General features: G+C 36.5%; 21 protein-coding genes. 4 read left to right on the top strand and 17 right to left on the bottom strand.

The features are described from left to right. Positions 1 to 47: 47 nt before the first annotated feature. From SP041_RS08725 to SP041_RS08705, 5 genes are all read right to left on the bottom strand, one after another. Positions 48 to 854 (bottom strand): TatD family hydrolase, encoded by an 807-nt coding sequence (locus SP041_RS08725; RefSeq protein WP_025562771.1) that lies wholly within the window; start codon positions 852 to 854, stop codon positions 48 to 50. Positions 855 to 1,105: 251 nt separating this feature from the next. Further along, complete coding sequence (prfC, locus tag SP041_RS08720) at positions 1,106 to 2,692, bottom strand: peptide chain release factor 3 (protein WP_025562770.1); 1,587 nt, start codon at positions 2,690 to 2,692, stop codon at positions 1,106 to 1,108. A gap of 175 nt (positions 2,693 to 2,867) precedes the next feature. Then, the gene (leuE, locus tag SP041_RS08715) at positions 2,868 to 3,530 is read right to left on the bottom strand and encodes a leucine efflux protein LeuE (RefSeq protein ID WP_025562769.1); all 663 of its coding nucleotides are present in this window, start codon (positions 3,528 to 3,530) and stop codon (positions 2,868 to 2,870) included. Between the two features lie 130 nt (positions 3,531 to 3,660). Then, positions 3,661 to 4,068: a TfoX/Sxy family protein gene (locus SP041_RS08710; protein ID WP_025562768.1), complete on the bottom strand. Its 408-nt coding sequence runs from the start codon at positions 4,066 to 4,068 to the stop codon at positions 3,661 to 3,663. 12 nt (positions 4,069 to 4,080) lie between these two features. After that, positions 4,081 to 4,515, bottom strand: coding sequence for a GNAT family N-acetyltransferase (locus SP041_RS08705; protein ID WP_025562767.1), 435 nt, complete (start codon positions 4,513 to 4,515; stop codon positions 4,081 to 4,083). A 396-nt stretch (positions 4,516 to 4,911) separates the two neighbouring features. On the opposite strand from SP041_RS08705, the gene SP041_RS08700 reads away from it, so the two are divergent. Next, positions 4,912 to 5,757 (top strand): LysR family transcriptional regulator, encoded by an 846-nt coding sequence (locus SP041_RS08700; RefSeq protein ID WP_025562766.1) that lies wholly within the window; start codon positions 4,912 to 4,914, stop codon positions 5,755 to 5,757. On the opposite strand, the gene SP041_RS08695 is transcribed toward SP041_RS08700, so the two are convergent. After that, positions 5,708 to 6,490: a TSUP family transporter gene (locus SP041_RS08695; protein ID WP_025562765.1), complete on the bottom strand. Its 783-nt coding sequence runs from the start codon at positions 6,488 to 6,490 to the stop codon at positions 5,708 to 5,710. The two genes, SP041_RS08700 and SP041_RS08695, sit on opposite strands and share 50 nt — an antisense overlap. A gap of 248 nt (positions 6,491 to 6,738) precedes the next feature. Between SP041_RS08695 and SP041_RS21415 the strand changes: the two genes are divergently transcribed. Next, positions 6,739 to 7,125 (top strand): RNA-binding protein, encoded by a 387-nt coding sequence (locus SP041_RS21415; protein ID WP_025562764.1) that lies wholly within the window; start codon positions 6,739 to 6,741, stop codon positions 7,123 to 7,125. 33 nt (positions 7,126 to 7,158) lie between these two features. Here SP041_RS21415 and SP041_RS08685 read toward each other — a convergent pair whose 3' ends face one another. Then, the gene (locus tag SP041_RS08685; protein WP_025562763.1) at positions 7,159 to 7,596 is read right to left on the bottom strand and encodes a hypothetical protein; all 438 of its coding nucleotides are present in this window, start codon (positions 7,594 to 7,596) and stop codon (positions 7,159 to 7,161) included. A 48-nt stretch (positions 7,597 to 7,644) separates the two neighbouring features. Beyond that, entirely contained in the window at positions 7,645 to 8,871 is a 1,227-nt protein-coding gene (locus tag SP041_RS08680) for a cystathionine gamma-synthase family protein (protein ID WP_025562762.1), read from the bottom strand. A 114-nt stretch (positions 8,872 to 8,985) separates the two neighbouring features. Here SP041_RS08680 and SP041_RS08675 point away from each other — a divergent pair, with 114 nt between their 5' ends. After that, positions 8,986 to 10,587, top strand: a complete 1,602-nt coding sequence (locus SP041_RS08675; protein ID WP_025562760.1) for an ATP-binding protein — start codon at positions 8,986 to 8,988, stop codon at positions 10,585 to 10,587. A gap of 682 nt (positions 10,588 to 11,269) precedes the next feature. Here SP041_RS08675 and SP041_RS08670 read toward each other — a convergent pair. Next, positions 11,270 to 11,476, bottom strand: a complete 207-nt coding sequence (locus SP041_RS08670) for a cold-shock protein (RefSeq protein WP_019613006.1) — start codon at positions 11,474 to 11,476, stop codon at positions 11,270 to 11,272. Between the two features lie 329 nt (positions 11,477 to 11,805). Between SP041_RS08670 and SP041_RS08665 the strand changes: the two genes are divergently transcribed. After that, entirely contained in the window at positions 11,806 to 12,255 is a 450-nt protein-coding gene (locus SP041_RS08665) for a YaiI/YqxD family protein (RefSeq protein ID WP_025562759.1), read from the top strand. 37 nt (positions 12,256 to 12,292) lie between these two features. Here the strand turns inward: SP041_RS08665 and nqrM are convergent, their stop codons facing one another. From nqrM to SP041_RS08625, 8 genes are all read right to left on the bottom strand, one after another. Continuing rightward, positions 12,293 to 12,517, bottom strand: coding sequence for a (Na+)-NQR maturation NqrM (gene nqrM / locus SP041_RS08660; protein WP_025562758.1), 225 nt, complete (start codon positions 12,515 to 12,517; stop codon positions 12,293 to 12,295). Beyond that, positions 12,517 to 13,548 carry an FAD:protein FMN transferase gene (locus SP041_RS08655; RefSeq protein ID WP_081695316.1) on the bottom strand — a complete coding sequence of 344 codons (1,032 nt, stop codon included), beginning with the start codon at positions 13,546 to 13,548 and terminating at the stop codon, positions 12,517 to 12,519. The genes nqrM and SP041_RS08655 overlap by 1 nt, the downstream gene beginning before the upstream one ends. A 5-nt stretch (positions 13,549 to 13,553) precedes the next feature. Next, positions 13,554 to 14,777 (bottom strand): NADH:ubiquinone reductase (Na(+)-transporting) subunit F, encoded by a 1,224-nt coding sequence (gene nqrF, locus SP041_RS08650; protein WP_025562756.1) that lies wholly within the window; start codon positions 14,775 to 14,777, stop codon positions 13,554 to 13,556. Positions 14,778 to 14,843: 66 nt separating this feature from the next. Continuing rightward, complete coding sequence (gene nqrE, locus SP041_RS08645) at positions 14,844 to 15,452, bottom strand: NADH:ubiquinone reductase (Na(+)-transporting) subunit E (RefSeq protein WP_025562755.1); 609 nt, start codon at positions 15,450 to 15,452, stop codon at positions 14,844 to 14,846. A gap of 5 nt (positions 15,453 to 15,457) precedes the next feature. Next, complete coding sequence (locus tag SP041_RS08640; RefSeq protein WP_025562754.1) at positions 15,458 to 16,090, bottom strand: NADH:ubiquinone reductase (Na(+)-transporting) subunit D; 633 nt, start codon at positions 16,088 to 16,090, stop codon at positions 15,458 to 15,460. Beyond that, positions 16,083 to 16,871, bottom strand: coding sequence for a Na(+)-translocating NADH-quinone reductase subunit C (locus SP041_RS08635; protein WP_025562753.1), 789 nt, complete (start codon positions 16,869 to 16,871; stop codon positions 16,083 to 16,085). Before SP041_RS08635 ends, SP041_RS08640 begins: the two co-directional genes overlap by 8 nt. Next, positions 16,864 to 18,069, bottom strand: a complete 1,206-nt coding sequence (locus SP041_RS08630; protein ID WP_025562752.1) for an NADH:ubiquinone reductase (Na(+)-transporting) subunit B — start codon at positions 18,067 to 18,069, stop codon at positions 16,864 to 16,866. Before SP041_RS08630 ends, SP041_RS08635 begins: the two co-directional genes overlap by 8 nt. A 2-nt stretch (positions 18,070 to 18,071) precedes the next feature. Next, entirely contained in the window at positions 18,072 to 19,412 is a 1,341-nt protein-coding gene (locus SP041_RS08625) for a Na(+)-translocating NADH-quinone reductase subunit A (protein ID WP_025562751.1), read from the bottom strand. Positions 19,413 to 19,514: the final 102 nt, after the last annotated feature.

The following is a 19,514-nucleotide window of genomic DNA, read 5'->3' as shown; positions in this document are numbered from 1 at the left end:
CACTAACTGTATTTACAAAAGCCGCTATTTTACGCTAGTTACTAAGATTAGTCATTGATTATAGAAAAAATGCTTTTTGTATTTGTATAAATTTGTTGTGCCACTACTTCCGAAGATTCTTTTCTTATTTGACACAATGCATCAAAAATAGTTTTTAAATGTAGAGGTGAGTTATTAGGTGTTAATTGCTGATAAACAGGCATATCTGGCGCATCTGTTTCTAATACAATACTTGTTAAAGGTAATCGGCTGACTGCGTTACGTGTTTTGTTAGCATTCGGATAAGTAATCACACCACCAATGCCTAATTTAAAACCTAATTTAATAAATTCATTGGCAATTTCTTCACTTCCTGAAAAAGCATGATAAACCCCACCGTAACTAAACTTGGTTTCTTTTAGTAATTGTAAAATGCGAGATTGCGTTTTAACCACATGTAAAATGACAGGTAATTGTAAGTCTTCGGCTATTGCTAATTGTGCTAAAAAAACACTTTCTTGGATCGCTAAATCTGTTTCAATTAACTTATCTAGCCCAATTTCCCCCAATGCCACACATCGCTTATCGTTCTGTTTAAGTGACTTAACCAACAACTCTTTTAATTGGCTTAAATGATCGCTTTCAAAATCAGTTAAGAAATGAGGATGAACACCTAACGCAAAATAAAGTTTATTTTTATGCTCTTTTAATTCAGTTTTCTTCTCTATGAGGTCGATTATTTCTGGCCAACGCTTAGCATCGGTTCCAGGAATGATCAGTTTATTAATGTTTACATCACTAAGCACTAAAAGTAAATTATCTTGCTCTGCTTTAAAGCAATCAAAATTAAAATGACAGTGACTATCAATAAACATATATAACCTCTTACTAAAAACGAATGAAATTGAATTTATAGGATCATTCTAAAACAATTCTCAGAAACAACTCAGAGTCTCAACATTATTTGCTAAGAGTTATTTACTAAGCGCTATTAATTCAAGAAAAGAGACGAGCAACATTTAGACTAAATAATAGCAATAAAAAAAGCGTCCGTAGACGCTTTAATATCCGTTTAAATATGCCTTTTAATTAGACAAAACGGGTATGACCTAACAAACAGTCGCTATTAATGTTCACGTGTTTTACGGAAACGAACATCAGGGTAACGCTCGATAGCTAAGTTTAAGTTAACCATAGTAGGCGCAACATACGTCAAGTTATTACTACCGTCTAATGCTAGGTTATCAAAGGCTTTTTTCTCGAATTCAGCCATTTTAATAGGATTTTCACAATCTACCCATAAAGCAGTTGCTACGCTGATACCTTCGTAAATAGCATCTACTTTATATTCAGATTTCAAGCGCTGTACAACCACTTCAAACTGAAGCACGCCAACGGCACCAACAATTAAATCATTGCTACGTAATGGGCGGAACACTTGTACAGCCCCCTCTTCAGATAGCTGCATTAACCCTTTTAACAATTGTTTTTGTTTTAGAGGATCTTTCAAACGAATACGACGGAACATTTCAGGTGCAAAGTTTGGAATCCCTGTAAACTTAAGCTCTTCACCTGTAGTAAAGGTATCACCGATCTGAATCGTACCGTGGTTATGTAAGCCAATAATATCACCAGAAAATGATTCTTCAGAAGCAGTACGGTCACCCGCCATAAAGGTAACAGCATCAGAAATACTAACCAGTTTACCAGTACGAACATGATGCATTTTCATGCCTTTTTCATACTTACCTGAGCACACTCGCATAAAGGCAATACGGTCACGATGTTTTGGATCCATATTAGCTTGAATTTTAAAAATGAAACCAGAGAATGTTTCTTCCGTTGGTTCAACAACACGTTGTACTGTTGCTCTTGGAAGCGGTTTTGGTGCCCATTCAACTAAACCATCTAATACATGGTCAACACCAAAGTTGCCTAACGCGGTACCAAAATAAACCGGCGTTAATTCACCCGCTAAAAATAACTCTTGGTCAAATTCATTAGAAGCGCCTAACACCAACTCCATTTCTTCACGTAAATCATCAGCGTGATTGGGCAGTGCTTTATCGACTTCAGGGTTATCTAACCCTTTAATGATGCGCACGTCTTGAATCGTATGTCCTTGACCTGATTCGTATAGAATCACTTCATCACGCAAGAGATGATAAACACCTTTAAACTCTTTACCCATGCCGATTGGCCAAGTAATTGGAGCACAAGCAATGTTCAGTACGTCTTCCACTTCATCCATTAAATCAACTGGATCACGTGTATCACGGTCACATTTATTCATGAAGGTAATAATAGGAGTATCACGTAAACGTGTTACTTCCATTAATTTAATAGTACGTTGCTCTACACCTTTTGCAGCGTCAATAACCATTAAGCATGAGTCAACAGCTGTTAACGTACGATAAGTATCTTCCGAGAAGTCTTCATGTCCTGGTGTATCTAACAGATTGACCAAACCATGTTTATAAGGAAATTGCATAACGGAAGTCGTGATAGAAATACCACGATCTTTTTCCATTTCCATCCAGTCAGATTTTGCATGTTGACCCGATTTTTTACCTTTTACAGTACCGGCTTTTTGTAATGCGTTTCCGAATAAAAGTACTTTTTCAGTAATCGTTGTTTTACCCGCATCAGGGTGAGATATGATTGCGAATGTACGTCTAGAGTTGACTGCTTCTAGGAATTTAGCGTCTGCCATATTTAGTTTTCTCTTTATATGTACACAAATATGCACACAATAGTTTTTCTACGAAATGAATGATTTATAAATTTGGCAGAACTATAGCAAATTGAGTTAATTAATTCATTTCCTATTATAAACTTCTGCTTCAATAAAGTTTAAATGAAGTATTAATTTAAACGCTAAGCTGTTACTAAGCCGCGCTCGCTAAAGCAAGTTTAACGGCAAAGCCAACAAATCCAATACCAACGCTTCCCCCTGAGATTGCACTCACTTTTTTACGCTTTTTAAAGCTTTCAGCCAAGGTTGAACCTGCATAAATTAATACAGCTAAATAAATTAAACTAAATGCTTGTATGGTTAGGGCCAAAATAAAAAATGGGATAGCAGGTTGAGGGTAGCTTGGGTCAACAAACTGAGCAAAAAAAGAAAGGAAAAATAAAATCGCTTTTGGATTTAATAAACTCACTAACAATGCTTTTCGAAAAGCTTGTACGCCCGTTGTTGTTTTTATTGCTACAGCTGCTTGTAAGTTTTTATCATCTAACTCGCGCCATGACTTAATTGCACCAGTAATTAAGTTATAACCAATGTAAATAAGATAGCCAGCTCCAGCGTATTTTATAAACATAAAAATGGCGGGATAAGTCGTAAGAATAGTAACCGCGCCTAAGGCCGTTGCTAAAATCAATAATGAATCGCCAATTAATACGGCAGCAACAGCAGCCCAACCAACACGGCGACCTTCCTGCGCAGAGAGAGCTAATACATATAATGAATTAGGACCTGGCAATAAGATAACGAATAAAGCCCCTATAAAATAGGTAACGTAATTAATAACACCAAAAGCTTCCATAATCCCTCTGCATTGTTGATTTAAGATAACTCTTTATCTAAATTTTCTATTTAAAGTAACTGTTTATTTAAAGTGGCCGTGTATTTAAAGTAGTCGTGTATTTAAAATAGTCGTGTATTTAACATTCAAATTACCCCATTCGCTTTTTATTTTCCAAACAGTTTTTTAAAGGTTTGAGCTTTATAGGTTTGAGCTTTTTAGGTTTTGGTTTTTTAGGCGCTAAAGTATCAGTGAAATTAATACAAATGTTTAACCAATTAGCCAGGTCTTGATCGCTATCAAATCCATTAGGCATGACATACACCATGGTTTTAATCGGTTTACCGGTAAAGCTCATTTCAGTAACATAAGGTTTAGCTAGACAGGAAGTATAATTTACAGCACCCACACGCGCTAACAATTTATCTCCAATAATGACACAACACATATTACCTGAAAGTAAAAAGCACAAACCACCGAACATTTTCTTTACAGTAAGATCATGTCGTTCAATGAAGTGTTCATACAGCCTCTCTTCCAACCCTCTATCATATGCCATAATGCTATTTCTCTACTTAACTTTTAAATAAACATTGGGTTGATGTAGTTCCATGAAAAGATCTGGAGAGTTTAAAGGTGTAAAGCCGAATTGTTGATAAAGACCATGCGCATCACTAGTCGCAAGCAACATTCTTCTTAGTCCTTGCAAATCAGGATACTCTATAATCGTTTTCACCAACCATTTACTTATCCCTTTGCCCCTATGCTTTTCCAAAACAAACACATCTGCTAAATAGGCAAAAGTAGCATAATCAGTGATCATACGAACAAAAGCAACTTGCTCCCCCGTACTTGTAAACACACCAAAAAATAATGAATTTTTTACTGCTTTTTCCATTACATCCCATGGTATACCTTTAGCCCAATATGAATTAGAAAGGTAACCATGTATTACAGATAAATCCATCTTTTTTGGATTGGAACTAATGCTATAACCTGAAACCATAATAGATCCTTAACAATATAAACAAGAGAAATATACAATCTAAGCTGTCAACTTATCGATGTAAAACATTACTCGCTGTTATTCATCATTACTTCCCTTTTATATCGCTTAAATTAGATTTACTTAAAAGGGATTGATTGTATGAGTTTACTTACTAACCCCCTCTATCCTTTAACACTATCGCTCCTTTAAAACTATCTACCCCACAACATTAAAATTTTATCTATTCCTATTTATCATCAATGTTATATTGTAAAAGTTACATTATAAAATGGTTACATTATAAAATCGGTTCAAAAAATCAGATTGTAAAGTTAGCTGTAAAAGTGACTGTAAAACATATCGCAAAATTAGACTTTCTAAAAACGCACTTAAATACGAGGCTAACAACATACTATGTTACTTGAAGGCATTGAAACTTTACTGGCACTTAGCCATGAAAAAACCATGAGCAAAGTCGGTAGCCAACTTTATATTAGTCAGTCAGCAGTCAGTAAACGTATTGCATTATTAGAAAAGAAACTAGGTAAAAAACTCATAATGCCTGAAGGACGCCATGTTCGTTTGACGCCAGCGGCAAATGAACTCATCGCCAACATTGGCCCTACTTTTCAAGAATTACAGGGGCAAATTTATGAACAACATGCTTTATTAGATAAGACTATTATCACACTTAATTGTTCAGAAACCTTAGTCGCAGGATACCTTGCAACTATGATGGGAGACTACTTTAAACATGATAGCGCGATTAGAATTAGTACAGATCATACGCCAAGAATTATAGAAAAAGTACAATCAGGTAAAGCCACTATTGGCTTTTGTGCTGGTCATTTACCGTCCCACCATGGGCTCAAGGCAATTTTTCTCTGGAAAGAACCTTTTGTATTAGTCAGCCAATCACCATTACAGATATTGCCAACGCAAGTCTTAACCAATGATTTATCAAACCCAGCTAACCGATATCAATTAGATATTTTATCTCAACTGGGTATTGAACCTTTAATGGAACTTGACTCTTACACTGCATCAGCTCAATTAGCACTAGGTGGAGTCGCTGCTGCATTAGTGCCACTTTCAATTGTTAAAGCATTAAAAATAGAAGAGCAATATTGCTTTAGTTTTGAACAGTTAAAACCTTTATTTCGTTCTGTTCATTTATGTTTACGCCCTAATACTTTTCATCATGAACGTGTTAAAAGATTGCTTGCAGCCATTGAGAGTGCTGTTCCCAAAGAAGTTTAGTCGCCATTGTCATCGACATAACAATCACTAACGGGCGAATAATTTTTTGACCATTACCTAATACGACTTTTGCACCCATACGTGCGCCAATAAATCCACCTACAGCCATCGTTAAGCCTAGTTCCCAAATAGGCAACCCAGCGAAAATAAAGAAAGTCAGTGCCGCAATATTAGAAGTAAAATTTAATACTTTCGTTCGAGCGGTTGCTGCCACTAAACCATAACGGCCTAATGCAACGAAACACACAGTGAAAATAGATCCTGTGCCTGGGCCTAAAAAACCATCGTAAAAACCAACACTTCCACCGATGATAAAAGCAAATGCAGCTTCTGACAGCTTAGGTTTATCATCCGGATGCGGTGTAATTGATGAAGAAAAAAGAAAATAACTTGAAATCGCAATCAAAATAACCGGAATAATACTCATTAAAATATCTGGATTGACATGCTGTACGACTTCAGCCCCGATTGCAGCACCAACAAAAGTACAAGCAATCGATAGCCACATTGTTTTTAATTGTACGGTTCCTGTTCGGATAAAATACCAACTAGCTGAAAAACTACCAAACGAGCTTTGTAATTTATTAGTGGCTAAAGCTTGTGCCGGTGGAATCCCTGCCGCTAATAATGCGGGTACTGTTAACAAACCTCCCCCGCCAGCCATAGCATCAATAAACCCAGCTAATGTTGCAACAACAACCAATAACGCCATGATCTCAAATGAGATTTCCATTCTTTTTCCTTAATAATAATGAATGGCGTGAATATAGCATTGCTATCATTTTGTCATGAGCAAAAGAAAGGAAATCAATATATTCCATATTTTCATGAATAATAAAAGAAACGATTCTTTTTGTTCATGAATTTGTTCTTCATTTTATATATTTGAACTTAGGTATTTATTAATTCGTTACGCTTTAAACAGCAATCGATTTCACTTCCTGTTAAAATAACCAAAATTATTTAATTAAGTGAGTTCCAATGAAATTATTAGTACGCAACCTTGCAAAAGCAACCACAGAAGAAAAGTTACTGACTTTATTTAAAGAGCACGGCAACGTTCAATCTTGTAACCTTGTTTTAGATAAAGATACAGGTACATCAAAAGGTTTTGCATTTGTTGAAATGCCAAAAGTAGGCGAAGCAAAAGCAGCCATTAAACAACTAAATGGTTACAAATTAGCAGGTAATTTAATACGTGTTAAAAAAGCAGAAGCTAAAAAAGGAGCTGAAGAAACAACAGAAGCAGTAGCAGAAGCTAAACCAGTTATTAAAGAGAAAAAAGCAGCTAAGAAAGCGCCAGTAAAAACTGAAGAAACATCTGAAATGGCTGATCCTGCAGTTGTTTGGGGTAAGGTAGAAGATTAATAAGTTGGATTTAGACTCAGTTTTAAAAAGGGATTATTCTAACTCAGACTTTTCTAGCTTGGTTTTTTCTAACTGAGCTTTCTCTAATTTAGTCGCTAATCTAGTAGTATAGTACTGGCGAGAAACTGAATCGAATCGATTTAAACAGAGCTGGTAGAAACCAGCACTGTTTACTTTCTTAAGGATCGATAATGCTTTATCGTATTCACTTTCAATGATTTCAACTTGTAGCTGCTTATCAGCTTGGCTACCTAACGTTGTCTCAGTGATCGTTAGTCGATGCATTTCATCATAATAATACGCCATTACTTTATCACCTGATTGGGTTGCTAGCGACTTGCAAACATCATAATTCGCTAATGCATTGCCCTTCGCTTTTAGTTCGATGTTATTTTTAACATCATCAAGAACCTCTGCGTACGTAGAAGTACACAAACAAAAAAGAATAAAGATAGTTAGGTATTTATGCATGATGATAAAGAAAAAGAGACTTCTAGCCTCTTTTTCTACTCCTCAACATTAAGCTAAGGCTTGTTCGAAATCTGCAATCAAATCAGCAGTATTTTCGATGCCAATTGAACAACGGATCATATTTTCGCTAATCCCCATTTCTTGACGCAACTGTAACCCCATTTCAAAATAAATCGTGGGAGCAACAGGCAATGCTAAAGTACGGTTATCACCTAAATGCGTTGCACTGATCACTAGGTTTAACTTATTCAAAAACTCACAGCAATCGATACCTTCGATTAAATCAAAGCTTAGCAATGCACCAAAACCACTGAAAAGCTGCTTAGCTCGCTCATGTTGAGGGTGTGCAGCTAAACCAGGATAATAAACTTTCGCTATTTTAGGGTGCCCTTGTAGCAATTCAGCTAATGCCATTGTATTAACGGCCTGGCGTTCCATACGTAATTCCATTGTTTCACTACCAACAGAGATAAGGTGTGCACCTTGAGAGCTTAAACACGCCCCCATATCACGTAAGCCTTTTTTCTTAATTTGGCTAATGCCCCATAAATTACTATCGCCTTTACGATAAGCAGGGAAGATATTTGAGTAGTTCTCCCAATCAAATAAACCTGTATCAGTAACAGAGCCTCCCATTGCGTTACCATGACCAGCAACATATTTAGATAATGAAGTCACAATTAAACTTGCTTTAACAGTATTAGCATCAAATAAGTAGCTTGAAGTAATTGTGTTATCAATAACATACACAAGGCCCTCTGCTTCACAGAAATCTCCGATTTCAGCTAACGCACTCACTTGTGTTACTGGATTCGCGATAGTTTCTACAAAGACCATTTTAGTATTGCTATTAAGTGCAGCGGTAACATCATTAATATCAGTCGCATCAACAAGTGTTACGTCAATACCATAGCCTTGTAAGGTTCCTAAAAGTGATGTCGTATTACCGAATAAGAATCGACTACAAATAAGGTGATCACCAGATTTTAAAAGCGTTAAAAAAGTGGCCACGATAGCGGACATACCACAGGAGAAAACAGCCGTTGCAACACCGTTATCCATTTTTTGAATTTTTTTACATAACGCATCTAAAGTCGGCGTAGAAGAACGTGCATAAGCATGCCCTGTCTGACCTTGAAATACATCAATCAGACCTTGTACATCTTCGAAGCCAAATGGCACTGAATTATGGATTGGTGCATGGACAGCACCAGCTTCTAGACCAAGTTTATGATCTGAATGCACTATTTTTGTCGTAAAACCTAACGCTGTCATTTAAATTCCCTGCTTTTATTCTCAATAATGATCGCTTTGATCTAAAATGTCGTAAATTTAACGTATTATGCCTAATCTGGATGGATTTAGCATTAGGTGTATTAAGGAAATAAATTGAAATCAAATATTTATAGTGTTTTGGTTTTTGCAATTGGATTAACTGTTTCATATTTAATTTCAGTTCAATTAACTCAAGAAGAAAAAATACTACAGCAAGAGCAGATTAAAACTGAAGGTAAAACGATCAGTTTTAATATTAGGCATAGTATCGAAAGTAACGCAGAACAAATCCAGTTATTAGTTAATCGTTGGCAGTCTATTGATGATATTAATAAAAATTGGCAAAGTGATACCGATGCATTAATGCGCATAAATCAATTTATAAAAACCATAAAGTTATTTCCTTTGATAGAAGAAATACAGTTTGATTTGCCAGATAATACTTTAATAAAATCGCACAGTAATATCGAAAGAAAAAGGCAGCTACGTGCTCGTCATCATTTACCAATGGATAGAGATGAAGTTATTTCTAGCTTTGTTTATGCTAGCCGAGCCTCTTATTCGCCAGATAATGAATTGGAAATGGAATTAAATTTACAATTCCCAATTATAATAGACAACATATTAGTGGCTTATGTAGAAGTGCCTTTAAATATAGGCAAACTATTACGTAACAAGCTCGATACTTATCAAATAACCAGCCATTTTTCATTATCTGAAAATGGTATTCCTCTGTTTAACTTTTTACCTGAAAAAATACATATTAATAAAATCACAGAGCAATTTACCTTAGCTATCTACGGTCAAGATTGGGAGTTAATGATTTGGTCTGAGACTTCACCTCATGAAAAGAATTTATTTATTATTTTAACTATTTTAATTTCTTTTCTTGCGGCTATATCAGTCAAACTATTAACTTTAAATATCATTTTGTATAAAAAAGATATCGACAATAATGACCAACTAAAACGTGTCGATGATGAATGTAAAAGTAGCCAAGCTAAACTCATTCAATCTAATAAGTTAGCTTCACTGGGAGAGATTGCAGCCGGTATTGCACATGAAATAAACCAACCGTTACAAGTTATTTGTATCCATACCGACATGTGCATGGATAATATTAATAACGGAAACTACCATTTAGTAGAAAATAGCTTTAAAGCCATCATGACTCAAAGTGAACGTATTGAAAGAATTGTTAAACAAGTAGGAAGTTTTGGACGAGATAGTGAGCTTGATAATTACCAACAAGAAGAACCAAATGACATTTTCAAAAATGTTATTTCAATCGTAATGAACCAATATAAACAAGATCAAGTTGAATTAAGACAAGTAATTCCACCTTCTCTCCCATCTCTATTTTGTAATAAAACACAAATAGAACAAGTACTCATTAACCTCTTAATTAATGCGAGAGATTCAGTAGAAACCTCTGAGAATAAAGTCGTCTTCTTTAAAGCTCACGTACAAGATCATAATTTATATATTCAGGTTTCAGACTCAGGTACAGGGATAGACCCAAACAAAGTTAATGACATTTTTACGCCTTTTTACACCACTAAACCATTAGGTAAAGGAACAGGATTAGGCTTATCTATTAGCTATTCGATTATTCATCAGCACAAAGGTGAAATTAAAGTATCTAGTGAAATTGGTCATGGCAGTATATTTACAGTGATACTCCCCTTTGAAAAACGTACAGTAGCGCGCATTTAAGCTTTTCTGATTCACGTTTAATACCTGTGCGAGCTTTGTATATATTTAGTATCCTTACCGTTCAAGGTGCTTTCTTTAGTCGTTAGCTTGGATTCCATCTATATCAAGGTGCAACATGTAATTTACGACGTCATCAGTATAAATTGCTTTAATCTCGTGCAAAGCATAAAAGCCCTTTAAAATGTCTTATACCGATTACACTAAATATGTTATCTAAATTTTGCACTGGAAAAACAGTTCAATTCAAGGCATAAATTGAGCCTTTCAAAGAATTAGCCAAAAAATGTTAATTATTTAATGGCTATTCCCTTTACGAAATTTACAACAAGGAAGTGGTCTGTTTTAACAAGTAGAATAGATAAGCTACTTATTGTGATTGGTATTAATAAGAGAACTAAAAATAATTTAAAACAGAGTCGCTTCTTTTTATGTATAAAGAAAGCTGTATCAATAAATAAAAAATAAAAGAGTTTTAATAAAAACACGTAATAACGTAAATACAGACAGAAGAGGCCATGAAGAATGAATAAAGGTTTTGTATTATTGCGTAGGTTTAACAGCGAAGCTGACTTGCAGTAAATATATTGTATATTTAAATTTTCTTTCAGGTATAAAAAAAGGCAAGTCAGTAACCTACCTTTTTTTCAATCAGAATGAGCAATAAATGCTCATCGAAGCAATATTAAAGAGCTACGATGTTTTCTGCTTGAGGACCTTTTTGACCTTGAGTAACAGTAAACTGTACTTTTTGGCCTTCAGCAAGAGTTTTAAAACCAGTGCTTGCGATAGCAGAGAAATGTGCGAAAACATCAGGACCGTTTTCTTGCTCGATGAAACCAAAACCTTTAGATTCGTTGAACCATTTAACTGTACCAGTAGTAGTAGACATGTTTATATCCTAATAAATTGAGTAATTAACCTTAAAAATTAAGGCAGTTGGCTAGAAGTGTTGCTATTACTTATGATGTATAGGATTCGGTACATTAATACGGAACAAAGTACATAAATATAAAACGAACTTTCAAGCTAAAAAATATTATATATAGGTTTAAAAAGGTGTCAACAGCTATTTAACTTAAATATAAAAAAAATATTAAATATATTAGTAAGTTAAAAATAACCTATTACTTATCATGCAGTTAAAATATAAATTTAATTTAATGATTAATAAATAAGTTGTTTTTTGCTATATTTAGACTTTAAAATGATGAGGTTAATATGAAGATTTGGATAGATGCAGATGCTTGTCCTGTAGCAGTAAGAGAGATGGTATTAAGAGCAAGTATGAGAACAAAAACCGAACTTATTTTTGTGGCTAACTCCCCTCTTCCGGTCAAAAGAACAACACTTGTTAAAACAGTTCAGGTCTCTCAAGGGTTTGATGTTGCTGACAATTACATTAGCCAACATGTTGAATTAACTGATCTTGTTATTACTCAAGATATTCCACTTGCTGCTGAACTTGTTGAGAAAGGTGTCATTGCACTTAATCCTCGTGGAGAACTATATACAGCGGACAATGTAAGGCAACGTTTAGCAATGCGAAATTTAGCAGAAGAATTACGAAGTGTAGGGCAAATAAGCGGAGGGCCGAACAAGTTTTCAGATAAAGATAAACAAAATTTTGCTAACTCTTTAGATAAGTGGCTGCAGAAAGCAAAAAGGTAGGCTTTAAGCCTACCTTTGGTTACTAGCTGACTGAGAGTTATATAATTCGCGTTTCAGCTTGTAGCTTCTGAGAGCGCGCTTCTTCAGCTTCTTTTTTCTTACGAGTATCACAAGGATCTGGACAATCACATTCTTTGTCTATCCCGACTGAAGCAAGTCCGCCACAGCTTCCGCCAATAGTTTTTTGGTTAACGATGTAACCAATGGCCATTGCAACAATAACTAATAAAAAAACAACAAACGTAGCTATAAAATAAATCATCACTTTTCCTCTGCAAAAAATTCTTCAAACTCAGGAGTGAAAGACTCAATAAATCCATCATCTTTTTTGGTCAACAAAAAGACCGGTTGATTAAGCTTAGTTGCAAATTCTAACCCATTTTCAGGTCCTAATACAGTAATTGCAGTCGCTAATGCATCTGCGACCATGCTGCTTTTATCAATAACCGTCACAGACACTAGTTTGTGATTGATTGGACGACCTGTTTGTGGGTCAATCGTATGTGAGTAACGAATACCTTCAGATTCAAAGTAATTACGATAATCACCTGATGTAGCAATTGCATTATTACCAATATGTAATAAGCGTTGTACATTTTGACCAAACTCAGGACGCTCTATCGCCAATGTCCAAGGGGCTTTATCTAGCTTAGTACCATTGGCACTTAATTCTCCACCAATATCCACTAAGTAGTTAGTAATGCCTTTATCATTTAAAAAACCAGCAATAACATCAACACCATAACCTTTCGCAATAGAAGATAAATCGACATATAACTCAGGTTTAGTTTTGATTAAACGATTACCTTCGACCGACAAATATTGACTGCCAATACGTTGCTTAGTACTTTCAATTAATGCAGCATCAGGTATTTTATTTGGTTTTTTATCTGGACCAAACCCCCATAGATTAACCAATGGTCCGACCGTTATATCGAAGGCACCATCGCTTTGCTGATAGACTTCAAGCGCTTTTGTAACCACTTTAATAGTGGCATCGGAGACAGCTAAAGAGTCTTTACTTTTATTAAATAAAGATAATTCAGAATTTGGACGGTAAGTAGACATTTGGTCATTAACTAACTCTAATTCTTGATCAATTAGAACTTGTAATGATTCGACTGATAGATCTTTGTTTTTAGACTGTTCACTAGACAACACATAAGTAACTTGATAATAAGTCCCCATGGTTTGTCCCTGAATTTGAAGTAGCTTCGATTCAGGTTTAGCGCACGATGAAATAAAAAAGGCTAGCCCTATTAAGGCTAGCCATTTAATTGATGATTTAATCATCAGGATTAACCACCGAAGTCATCAAGTAAGATGTTTTCGTCTTCTACGCCTAATTCTTTAAGCATAGCGATAACCGCTGCATTCATCACTGGAGGACCACACATGTAGAACTCACAATCTTCTGGTGCGTCATGATCTTTAAGGTAATTTTCAAATAATACATTATGAATAAAACCAGTGTAACCATCCCAATTGTCTTCCGCTTGTGGGTCACTTAATGCAACATGCCATTCGAAGTTTTCATTTTCAGCTGCAATCGCATCAAAATCTTCAACGTAGAACATTTCACGCTTAGATCGTGCACCGTACCAGAAACTCGCTTTACGCGTTGTTTTCAAACGACGGAATTGATCAAAGATATGTGAACGCATTGGCGCCATACCAGCACCACCACCAACAAATACCATTTCATTTTCAGTTTCTTTAGCAAAAAACTCACCAAATGGACCAGAAATAGTTACTTTATCACCAGCTTTTAAGCTAAAGATAAATGATGACATTTTACCACAAGGCAATGATAGGTCACGTGGAGGCGGCGTAGCAATACGCACGTTCAACATAATGATACCTTCTTCACCAGGATAGTTAGCCATTGAGTATGCACGAATAGTTTCTTCGTCAACTTTAGATTCTAAATCAAAGAATTTAAAGTGTTCCCAATCGCCACGATACTGTGCTTCAATATCAAAATCTTTATATTTGATATGGTGAGCAGGTGCTTCAATTTGAATGTAACCACCGGCTTTAAACGGTACAGATTCACCATCTGGGATTTGTAATTTAAGCTCTTTAATAAAAGTAGCTTCGTTACCATTAGAGATAACTTCACATTCCCATTTTTTAACGCCAAAGATTTCTTCTGGTAATTCAATCACCATGTCTTCTTTAACATTAACCTGACATGATAAACGTTCGCCTTCTTTTGCTTCACGTTTAGTAATGTGGTCAAGCTCAGTAGGTAGAATATCACCACCACCTGATTTGATTTTCACACGACACTGGCCACAAGTACCACCACCGCCACATGCAGAAGAAACAAATACACCAGCATTCGCTAATGCACCTAATAACTTACCACCTGCTTGGGTATTGATGCTTTTGTCTGCATCGTCATTAATAGAAATTGTAATATCACCCGTGCTTACAAGTTTTGCTTTTGCCGATAAAATAATAACGACTAACGCTAAAACGATAATTGTAAACATGGCAACGCCGAGAAAGATTTCCATCGACTTTTTCCTTGTTTTGAGAGGGAATAAATTCCCCCGAATTCATCTACGCTAAAACAGCAACGATTACAGTTGGATACCAGAAAATGACATAAAACCTAATGCCATTAGACCCGCTGTGATAAATGTAATACCTAAACCACGTAAACCATCTGGCACGTCAGAGTATTTCATTTTTTCGCGGATACCTGCTAATGCAACAATCGCTAGCGTCCAACCAATACCACTACCTACACCATAAACCGCTGACTCAAGTAAGTTATACTCACGTTGAACCATAAACGATACACCACCAAAGATGGCACAGTTAACAGTAATAAGTGGTAGGAATATACCAAGTGCTTGATACAAGGCAGGGAAATATTTATCTAATATCATTTCCAAAATTTGTACCAACGCAGCAATAACACCGATAAAGGTGATAAAGCCTAAGAAGCTTAAATCAGCGTCAGGAAAACCTGCCCAATCAAGCGCACCAGGTGCTAATAGGTTAAAGTAGATAATTTGGTTAGCAGGTACTGAAATACCTAATACCACGATTACCGCTACACCTAGACCCATTGATGTTTTAACTTTCTTAGAAACAGCAAGGAAAGTACACATGCCTAAGAAGAAAGCCAGTGCCATATTTTCAATGAAAATAGAACGCACAAATAAACTAAGATAATGTTCCATTCAAATTACTCCTTAGGCTCGACTTGTTCTGGTCTAATTGTTCGAATTGCCCAGATAACGCCACCAATAATAAAGAAGGCACTAGGAGGAAGTAATAATAAGCCATTACTTTGATACCAACCGCCATTTGAGATCAACGGTAAGATTTCAATGCCAAATAGAGCACCTGAACCAAACAATTCACGAACAGCACCCACTAAAACAAGTATCAGGCCGTAACCTAAACCATTACCTATGCCATCCATAAAGCTTGGAAAAGGTTTGTTTTTCATTGCAAATGCTTCAGCACGTCCCATTACGATACAGTTTGTAATGATCAGACCAACATAAACAGATAACTGTTTAGAGATGCCAAAAGCAAATGCTTTTAGTGCTTGGTCTACTACGATTACTAACGATGCAATAATAGCCATCTGTACGATGATACGTACGCTGTTAGGAATATAGTTACGTATTGACGAAATAAATAAGTTAGAGAACGCAGTAACAAACAATACCGCTAACGTCATTACCACTGCATTTTGTAGTGTCGCTGTTACTGCTAATGCAGAACAGACACCTAAAATTTGCAGCGCAATTGGGTTATTGCTAACTACCGGAGAAGTTAATACTTCTTTTAATTCACTTGATTTAGCCATTGTTTAGCGCTCCTTCACGAACTTTGCTAAGAAATGGACCAAACCCTTGCTCACCTAACCAGAAAGTGAAGGTATGTTCTACGCCAACACTTGTTAGTGTAGCGCCAGATAGACCATCAATTTCATGTTTAGAACCAGCAGTAGCTTGTCCTTTAACAATTTTAATAGCAGGGTTGCCGTCAGCATCAAATAACTCTTTACCAACAAACAGTCCACGCCAGCGAGGATTTTCAACTTCACCACCTAGTCCAGGTGTTTCACCCTGCTCATAGTAAGTAATTGCATCAATCGTATTACCATCTGGTTGTACAGCAACAAATGCATACATTGTTGACCATAAACCTGCACCATGAATCGGCAAAATGATACGTTGTAATTCACCGTTATCATCAGAGACTAAGTAAATCGTTGCCAAATTAGCACGACGTCCAATTTTAGCGACATTTTGCTCAGGTGTTAATTTAACACTTGTTTCTGGATCTTTAGACGCTTTACGTTGGTCGTATTTAGCAACTTCACTTTCACTAAGGTTGGTTACAAATTCACCCGTGTCTAAATCAACTAATTTAGTTTGAATGTTAGATGCAAAAACCTCTGCCGTTGTTTTATCAGTCGTTAAACCAGCAACCGCAAGAATGTTACTTTGCTTATCAATTTCTTTATTAGCAATTTGCATTGGACGCAAGCCAACGGCTGCTCCTGCAACGATGATTGAACAGACTAGACAAACCGCCAGTACAACAATCATTGTTTTGCCGAATGTTTCCTGTTGATTAGACATTACGCGCTAACCTCCGTTTAATATTGCCTTGTACCACAAAGTAATCGAATAACGGTGCAAATAAGTTAGCGAATAAAATAGCTAACATCATACCTTCAGGGAAAGCAGGATTCACAACACGAATCAATACCACCATCAAACCAATCAAACCACCGTAATACCATTTACCTTTATTGGTAAATGAAGCTGATACGGGGTCAGTTGCCATGAAGATCATACCAAAGGCAAAACCACCCATTACTAAATGCCAATACCAAGGTAGTTGGAACATGTGGTTCGTATCACTACCAATCACATTAAATAGTAACGATGTTGCAACCATACCAATCATTACACCGGCAATAATTCGCCATGACGCGATTCCCGTAATAACAATAAAGGCACCACCAATCAAAATAGCTAGCGTAGAAACTTCACCCACACTACCTTGCATGTTACCAATGAAAGCATCGAACCAAGATAAGTTAGCTTGTACAGCGTCTAGACCACCTTGAGACATAACACTTAACGATGTTGCGCCAGAAAAACCATCAACGGCAGTCCACACAGCATCACCAGAAATATCAGTAGGGTAAGCAAAGAATAAGAAAGCACGACCAGCTAATGCAGGGTTTAAGAAGTTACGACCAGTACCACCAAAGATTTCTTTAGCAACAACAACACCAAACGTAATACCTAAAGCAACTTGCCATAGAGGAATAGTAGCCGGTACGATTAATGCGAACAGTACAGAAGAAACAAAGAAACCTTCATTTACTTCATGTTTACGTACACTCGCAAACAATACTTCCCAGAAACCACCAACAACAAAAGTCACTGCATAGATAGGCAAGAAGTAAGCTGCACCAAATAACAAGTTATCAAAGATACCTGCACCTGAGCCTAGCGTTACACCTAACATGTCTAATAACGCAACACGCCAATCTTCTAATGCAGAATAACCCGCAACGATTGCATCATTAGCTTGTACACCTGTGTTATACATACCGTAAAACATAGCTGGGAACGTTGCTAACCAAACAAAAATCATCATGCGTTTAAGGTCAATACTATCGCGAACGTGAGTAATTCCTTTGGTCACATAACCAGGAGTATAGAAAAATGTCGCCGCTGCTTCATACAGAGCGTACCATTTTTCATAACGGCCCCCTGATTCGAAATGCGGTTCCATTTTTTCAATTAAGTTCTTAAGACTCATTATTAGCCTTCCTTCTCAATTTTACTTAGACATTCGCGCAAGATTGAACCGTATTCATATTTGCCAGGGCAAGCATAAGTACATAGTGCTAAATCTTCTTCATCTAATTCTAGGCAACCTAACGTTTGTGCACCATCTGTATCACCTACGATCAAATCACGTAATAATACAGTTGGTAAAATATCTAAAGGCATAACACGTTCATATTGACCGATTGGCACCATCGCACGCTTACTACCGCCAGTAGTGGTAGTGAACGCAAATTTTTTCGCACGATTTAACGCAGATAAAAAGACACGAGAAACAGAGTGTTTATTTAACCCAGGCGCACCCCAGCCAAATAACTCTTTCTCATAACCTTCAATTAGTGCTGACACTTGGTTATGGTAGCGACCTAAGTATGCGTGTGGGCCGGCAGCCGTTACACCACATAATACTGATCCAGAAATCACACGGACTTGCCCTGCGATTAATTCACCAGTGGTTAACTGTGTTATTGAAGCACCAATTTTAGTACGCACTAAACGCGGTTTTGAAACAGCAGGTCCTGCGATAGAAATAACTTTATCGTTATACACTTCACCCGTTGTGAATAATTGACCAAATGCAATCACATCTTGGTAATTAATCGACCAAACTTGTTTCGTTGCAGAAACAGGATCAACAAAGTGAATATGTGTACCGGCTAAACCAGCTGGATGGATACCAGCGAAGATTTTTTCTTCAACACTTGCTACATCTGAAGTCGGTAATGCAGATTGTCCTTTACAGACATAAACTTTACCTTCTGTTAACTGTGATAGCACCGCTAACCCATCAGTAAAAGCTTGCTTATTTTCATTGATGATAACCGTTGCATCTGCCGCTAATGGATTTGTATCCATCGCTGTCACAAAAATAGAAGCAGGTATTGCATCAATTGCTGGTACTTTACTAAATGGACGCGTACGTAATGCAGTCCAAGCACCTGATTCAAGCAAGTTTTCAACAACTTTACTTCGCTCAAGGCTTGCTAATTGTTTACTCTCATACTTAGCAAATTGCACACTATCATTGCCTTGCACTGAGATAACAACTGATTGCAGCACACGTTTAGCACCACGGTTTATTTCTTTAACTACACCAGTCGCTGGAGCGGTAAAATGCACACCTTCATTTTTCTTATCAGAAAATAGAACTTGGCCTTTTTTTACGCTATCGCCGACTTTAACAGCCATTGATGGACGCATTCCAACGTATTCTTCACCCAGTATAGCAACTTCAGAAATGGCGGGACCATTTTGAATGACTTGCTCTGGCGCTCCTGAGATGGGGAGATCCAGTCCTTTTTTTATAGTAATCATATTCTCTTGCACTATAGTTACGGGAGGAAAGTTAAATGCCTTTCGGCAATAAAACATTGCATGTAATAAATCGCTATTAACAATTAATTAACATGTACACTA

The sequence above is a fragment of the Psychromonas sp. SP041 genome, assembly GCF_000470315.2.
Classification (GTDB): Bacteria; Pseudomonadota; Gammaproteobacteria; order Enterobacterales; family Psychromonadaceae; genus Psychromonas.
The sequence above is the reverse complement of the archived record's forward strand: the minus strand, read 5'-3'. Positions and strand labels throughout refer to the sequence as shown.